Source organism: Sphingobacterium populi (genome assembly GCF_001586775.1).
In the GTDB taxonomy this organism is placed as follows: domain Bacteria; phylum Bacteroidota; class Bacteroidia; order Sphingobacteriales; family Sphingobacteriaceae; genus Sphingobacterium; species Sphingobacterium populi.
Genome location: NZ_LQXS01000036.1, coordinates 1 through 247, shown reverse-complemented (window position 1 = coordinate 247; position 247 = coordinate 1). Strand labels below are relative to the sequence as shown.

1 protein-coding gene is annotated in these 247 nt (G+C 36.0%); it reads right to left on the bottom strand.

Features of this window, described 5'->3' with window-relative positions:
- Nucleotides 1–23: 23 nt before the first annotated feature.
- On the bottom strand, nt 24–247 hold a 224-nt coding region (locus A0125_RS15265), incomplete at its 5' end, for a histidine kinase (protein WP_197464913.1).

Genomic DNA, 247 nt, shown 5'->3' with positions numbered 1-247 from the left:
AAATTACTATTCAATTCTGCGGTCTAACGAACCGCACAATTATTTTGAAAAGCGTAATTTCCATTTTCGAATGTGATAGAGTTTTGACTTACGCGGTTCGTTTGGCTAAAGATCGTTTTTAAGCGATGTCCAAAACGTACCTTTTCGATGTCTAAATACAAACGTAAGTGCTTCAATTCATCTTCTAACAAAATAAATTGCTTTTCGTCTTTTCGCAAAGTGCCCCGCAAGAAGTCCGATAATTGAA